The 5,876-nt window shown below is 72.0% G+C and carries 5 protein-coding genes; 2 read left to right on the top strand and 3 right to left on the bottom strand.

What is annotated here, in order from left to right; all coding sequences use genetic code 11:
• Positions 1-502: 502 nt before the first annotated feature.
• Positions 503-922, top strand: a complete 420-nt coding sequence (gene rnk / locus K206_RS0100180) for a nucleoside diphosphate kinase regulator (protein WP_020200386.1) — start codon at positions 503-505, stop codon at positions 920-922.
• Positions 923-1,353: 431 nt separating this feature from the next.
• Positions 1,354-1,698, top strand: a complete 345-nt coding sequence (locus K206_RS0100175) for a hypothetical protein (protein ID WP_029043047.1) — start codon at positions 1,354-1,356, stop codon at positions 1,696-1,698.
• A 261-nt stretch (positions 1,699-1,959) separates the two neighbouring features.
• On the opposite strand, the gene K206_RS0100170 is transcribed toward K206_RS0100175, so the two are convergent.
• The 3 genes from K206_RS0100170 to K206_RS0100160 all read right to left on the bottom strand — a co-directional run bounded on the left by K206_RS0100170 (position 1,960) and on the right by K206_RS0100160 (position 5,806).
• Positions 1,960-2,844 (bottom strand): neutral zinc metallopeptidase, encoded by an 885-nt coding sequence (locus K206_RS0100170; RefSeq protein ID WP_020200384.1) that lies wholly within the window; start codon positions 2,842-2,844, stop codon positions 1,960-1,962.
• A 119-nt stretch (positions 2,845-2,963) separates the two neighbouring features.
• On the bottom strand, positions 2,964-4,430 hold the full coding sequence (gene pyk, locus K206_RS0100165) for a pyruvate kinase (protein WP_020200383.1): 1,467 nt from the start codon (positions 4,428-4,430) through the stop codon (positions 2,964-2,966).
• A 65-nt stretch (positions 4,431-4,495) separates the two neighbouring features.
• Complete coding sequence (locus K206_RS0100160; protein WP_020200382.1) at positions 4,496-5,806, bottom strand: glycerate kinase; 1,311 nt, start codon at positions 5,804-5,806, stop codon at positions 4,496-4,498.
• Between the last annotated feature and the right edge of the window lie 70 nt (positions 5,807-5,876).

Genomic DNA, 5,876 nt, shown 5'->3' with positions numbered 1-5,876 from the left:
GGGGAGCCGGTCCGCGGCGGCCGAGTGAGCCATCGCTCTCGCCGCGCGCCACGCCGGTTCGGGGAAGCACGCTGTTTCGCGGTTGTTCTTGCCGCTGTTTCCCCCGTTGTTTCGTCGTTGTTTTGCCGTTCTCGCTCCGGACTGCCCACCCACTTTTGCCGCACGCATGATGCCCTGCCGCCTTGTCCCGACCGCCGCCACGCCTGCCCGTACCGGGCAGGCCGGCGCGCGCGCGTGGGCGGCGCCGGCACGGCGCGCGCAAGCCAAACAGGCCACCGCCTGCCGCCGGGTCAGCGCACCGCCTGATCCCGCCCGGTTCACCGCCTGACGTCTCCCCAGCACGCAGGTAAGCGCCGAACCGGGCCGAGCCACACCCTGTTCGCGGTTTTTCCGTCGCATCCGACGGCCCGACTTGTTCCCTGACCTGGCAGCGCCGGGCCGATCCCGCGCGGATCGCGCCCGCGGGCCGGGTCCACGCACCGACACCTAGCGAGGATCCACCATGACGGCTTCATCCAAGCAGCAACCGACCCTTTACCTGACCGAGCTCGACGTCACCCGCCTCGAGCGCATCGCCAGCCGCGCCGGCGCGGCGCCGCTGGCCGAGATGCTCGACAGCATCCTCGCGCGCGCTGCCATCGTGCCGGCCGAGGCCATTCCGAAGGACGTGGTGACGATGAACTCCAGCCTGATGTGCGCGCTGGAAGGCGAGGCGGCGCCGCGCCGCTGGACGCTGGCCTATCCGGACACCGCCGATTTCGACGCCGGCCGGCTCTCGGTGCTGTCGCCGGTGGGGCAGGCGCTGCTGGGCGCGCGCGCCGGCCAGACCGTGAGCTATCGCCTGCCGGACGGGCGCGAGCAGAGCGTGACGGTCATCGAACTGTCGTTCCAGCCCGAGGCCAACGGCCAGTTCACGCTGTAGTCCCGCGGGCGGCGCAACAGCCGCATTCCAGAGCCATTCCGCAGATACGGGAACGCCCCCGGCAGGGGTTCCCGGCCCGCGCCGCCCGCGTCGCGCCGGCGGCGCGGACGTCCCTTCGCGCGCTTCCCCCGATCCCCGCCAGCCCGCCTCCGGCCTCGGCCGGCCACCATCGCGCGCCATTTCCGGGAGGCCCTTGCGCCACCCGCTCGCCGCCGCCGTTCGCTTCTCGCGCACGCCGTTCGCGCTGCAAAGGCGCCGTTCGTCCGGACTTCCAGCGTTTCACGACTCGCAACGCACCATTCGTCGCAGCGGTATTTCTCGTTGCAGGCCGAACCACTAATCTTCAGTTCGTGCTCGCAGCGCAACATAGATTGCCGCGGCCGATGGCAAGGCAGACAAAAAAATACATAGATCAGTTGAAGGAGTCCCAAATGAATGCCAAACGTATCCTTGGCAGCGCCTTAGGCGTATTGATCCTGGCCTCGTCGGCCGCGGCGCTGGCCGCTCCCGCCGGCAGCAAGGTCGGCAAGTTCGAAGTCTATGCGGACGCGCTGCGCAAGTTCGACGTGTACACGGAAGGCGCCAAGAAAGACAAGTTCGACCCGTTCACCGACGGCCTGCGCCAAGGCAAGTTCGATCCGTTCACCGACGGCGCCCGCCAGGGCAAGTTCGATTCGTTCAGTGAAGGCGCGCGCGCGGCCGGTGGCGAAATCGCGGCGTCCTCGCTCGACAACGCGCGTTCCGGCGACGGCTCGCTCTACGGCTACCGGGTCTGACCCGATGCGCCGTGTCGCCTGACGGTCACTTCGGTGACCGTCTCGCGTCAGGGGCCCGCCGCCCCGTCCTACCGTTTTATCTCCCACCCGCCCGGCTGACCTCCTCCTCCTTCTCTCTCCCGCCGGGCGGGTGATTTTTCCCCCGCCGTCCCGCTGTCCTGCTGTCCTCCGCGCCGTTCCCGGTTTCATCTCCCCGCAGCCCTGCCCCGTCCCGCCCGAACGCGGTCGATGCCGTTCGTGCGCGCATTCGCGCGCGCGCCATCAGAGCTGCTTGGCGGCGAAGGTGTCGCACTTGCGGATGTCGCCGCTGTCGAGGCCCTGGCGCAGCCAGCGCACGCGCTGGTCGCTGGTGCCGTGGGTGAAGGCTTCCGGCACCACGTAGCCCTGCGCCTGGCGCTGCAGGCGGTCGTCGCCGATGGCGGCGGCGGCTTTCAGGCCTTCCTCGATGTCGCCGGGTTCGAGCAGTTGCTGGTTCATGCGCTCGGCGGTGGCCGCCCACACGCCGGCCAGGCAGTCGGCCTGCAGCTCCACGCGCACCGAGAGCTGGTTGGCCTGCGCCTCGCCCATGCGGCGGCGCGCCGCGTCCACCTTGCCGGACACGCCCAGCAGGTTCTGCACGTGGTGGCCCACTTCGTGCGCGATCACGTAGGCCTGGGCGAAGTCGCCGCCGGCGCCGAAGCGCTTGCGCAGTTCGTCGTAGAACGCCAGGTCGATGTAGACCTTCTGGTCGCCGGGGCAGTAGAACGGCCCCATCGCCGACTGCCCGGTGCCGCACGCGGTGGGCGTGGCGCCGGTAAACAGCACCAGCGTGGGCGGCGCGTAGCGGCGGTTGAGGTCGGTCTCGAAGATGTGCGACCAGGTGCGCTCGGTGTTGCCGAGCACCTTGCGCACGAACACCGTCATCTGGTCATTGGCGGGCGCATGGCTGGGCACGTGCTGCTGGGTCTGCGGCTGCTGCCCCTGCAGCACCGAGGCGCCCTGCATGATGACGGTGGGGTCGATGCCGAAGAAATAGGAGGCCGCCAGCGCCACGATGATGGTGCCGATGCCGATCGTCCTCGGCCCCGCGCCGAAGCCCCCGAATCCGCCTCCGCCTCCGCGGCGGTCTTCTACGTTCTGGCTTTCGGCTTCGTCATCGAGACGCATGGTGGCTCCGCGTTGCTGGTGTGGCTTGTCTGGCTGTCCGGTGGCCGCGGCGCGCAGTGCGCCACGGCGTGCCGGTCAGTATAGCAACGGCGGTGCAGCCAGCGAACGGGAGTGATGTATCAGGCCGTAACCGCCGCCGCGGCCGCCAGCGGCGCGCGCGCCGGCGCGGCGCCCGTGACTTCGGCCACGCGCAGCAGGTTGGTGGTGCCGCCCTGGCCGAACGGCATGCCCGCCGCGATGGTGATCTGGTCGCCGGCCTGCGCGTAGCCCTCGGCCAGCGCCGCGCCGGTGGCCGCGTTCACCATCTCATCCACGCTCTGCACGTCCGGGCTCACGGTGGAATGCACGCCCCACGCGATGGCCAGCCGGCGCGCGATCTCCAGGTTCGGCGTGATGCTGACGATCGGCGCGCACGGCCGCTCGCGCGCGGCGCGCAGCGCGGTGGCGCCGGACGACGTATAGGTGACGGTGGCCACCGCGCCGATGATCTGCGTGACCTCGCGCAGCGCCGCGCAGATCGCGTCCTGGCGCGTGGACAGCGGCGCCTCGTGCTGCGCGTCGAGCAGGTTGCGGTAGAGCGGGTCGCGCTCCACCTCGGCGATGATGCGGTCCATGATGGCCACCGCCGCCACCGGGTGGCGGCCGTTGGCCGACTCGGCCGACAGCATCACCGCGTCGGCGCCGTCGTAGATCGCGCTGGCCACGTCGGAGGCTTCGGCGCGCGTGGGCACCGGCGAGTCGATCATCGATTCCAGCATCTGCGTGGCGATGACGATGGGTTTGCCGTGCTGGCGGCACACGCGCAGGATGCGCTTCTGCACGCCCGGCACGCGCTCGGGCGGCAGCTCCACGCCGAGGTCGCCGCGCGCCACCATCACCGCGTCGGACACGCGCACGATCTCCTCCAGCTGCTGCAGCGCGGCCGGCTTCTCGATCTTGGACAGCACGCCGGCGCGCGTGCCGATGATCTCGCGCGCCTCGACGATGTCGGCCGGGCGCTGCACGAACGACAGCGCGATCCAGTCTGCGCCCAGCGCCAGCGCGAAGTCGAGGTCCTTGCGGTCCTTCTCGGTCAGCGCCGGGATCGGGATCACCGCGTCGGGCACGTTGACGCCCTTACGGTCGGACAGCGTGCCGTGGTTGACCACGCGCGTGACGATGCTGCCGCTGGCCACCGACTCGATCTTCAGCTGCACCTTGCCGTCGTCGATCAGCAGCGACTGCCCCGGCGCGGCCGCGCGGAACAGCTCCGGGTGCGGCAGGTGCACGCGGGTGGCGTCGCCGGGGCCGGGGTCGCTGTCGAGCACGAACACGTCGCCGGCCCGCACCGCCACCTTGCCGGCGGCGAAGGTGCCGATGCGCAGCTTCGGTCCCTGCAGGTCCGCCAGCACGGCGATGGGCCGGCCGGTCTCGGCCTCCACCTGGCGCACCGCGTCGTAGCGGCGGCGGTGGTCCTCGTGCGAGCCGTGGCTGAAGTTCAGGCGGAACACGTCGGCCCCGGCCTCGAACAATTGCCGGATCACCTCGATGTCGGTGCTGGCCGGGCCGAGCGTGGCAACGATCTTGGCTTTGCGCTGGCGTCTCATGTGGTCTCCTCTTCCATTCTCGGGCGGCGCGCCGCGGCGGGCGCGCCTGGGTTCATGCGCGTTGCCTACACGATCAGGATCGCGCGGAAATCGTTCACGTTGGTGCGGGTCGGGCCGGTCACGATCAGGTCGCCGAGGCCGTCGAAGAAACCGTAGCCGTCGTTGTCGGCCAGGTGCGCGAGCGCCGACAGGCCGCGCGCCCCGGCGCGCGCCAGCGTGTCAGGCGACAGCAGCGCGCCGGCGTTGTCCTCGGAGCCGTCGATGCCGTCGGTGTCGCAGGCGATCGCGTGCACGCCGGGCTGGCCGTCGAGCGCCGCCGCCAGCGCCAGCAGGAATTCGGCATTGCGCCCGCCGCGGCCGCGGCCGCGCACGGTCACGGTGGTCTCGCCGCCGGACAGCAGCACGCACGGTTTGCGCAACGGCTGGCCGTGCTGCGCGATCTGCCGGGCGATTGCCGCGTGCACCAGCGCCACCTCGCGCGCCTCGCCCTCGACGCTGTCGGACAGGATGTGGGCCTCCACGCCGAGCGCGCGCGCGCGCGCCGCGGCCGCTTCCAGCGCCTGCTGCGCGGTGGCCAGCGTGACGGCGCGGTGGCCGGCGAAGCGGGCGTCGCCGGGCTTGGGGGTCTCGCCGGCGCCGCTTTCCAGGTGCGCGCGCACGCGGGCCGGCAGGTCGATGCCGTACCTGGCGGTCACCGCCAGCGCGTCGGCGCAGGTGGTGGCGTCGGGCAGGGTCGGGCCGCTGGCGATCAGCGTGGGGTCGTCGCCGGGGATGTCGGAGATCAGCAGCGTCTCCACGCGCGCCGGCGCGCAGTGCAGCGCCAGGCGGCCGCCCTTGAGCGCCGACAGGTGCTTGCGCACGCAGTTGATCTCGCCGATGTCGGCGCCGCTCCTGAGCAGCGCGCGGTTCACCGCCTGCTTGTCGGCCAGCGTGATGCCGGGCGCGGGCGCGGCCAGCAGCGCCGAGCCGCCGCCCGAGATCAGGCACAGCACGAGGTCGTCGGCGCCCAGGCCGCCGACCAGTTCGACCATGCGCCGGGCCGCCTGCTGGCCGGCTTCGTCGGGCACCGGGTGCGCGGCTTCGACGACCTCGATCCTGCCGCACGGCGCGCCGTGGCCGTAGCGCGTGACCACCAGCCCGGACAGCTCGCCCTGCCAGTGCCGCTCCACCGCCTGCGCCATCGCGGCGGCGGCCTTGCCCGCGCCGATCACCACGGTGCGCCCCCTGGGCGGCGCCGGCAGCTGCGGCGGCAGGCAGTGGCTGGCGCTGACGGACGCCACGGCCGTGTCGAACAGGTCGCGCAGCAGCGCGCGGGGATCGCCGAGGCCGGCCGGGCGCGGCGCCAGCAGGGCGGAGTAGGAATCGGTGGCGTACATGGATGGGTCCGGAAATGCGGTCTCCCCGGCGCCGCCGGGGAGCGGTACTGGCCTGCCGGCGCGGCAGGCC

It is taken from the genome of Cupriavidus sp. WS, assembly GCF_000395345.1.
GTDB lineage: Bacteria > Pseudomonadota > Gammaproteobacteria > Burkholderiales > Burkholderiaceae > Cupriavidus > Cupriavidus basilensis_B.
The sequence above is the reverse complement of the archived record's forward strand: the minus strand, read 5'-3'. Positions and strand labels throughout refer to the sequence as shown.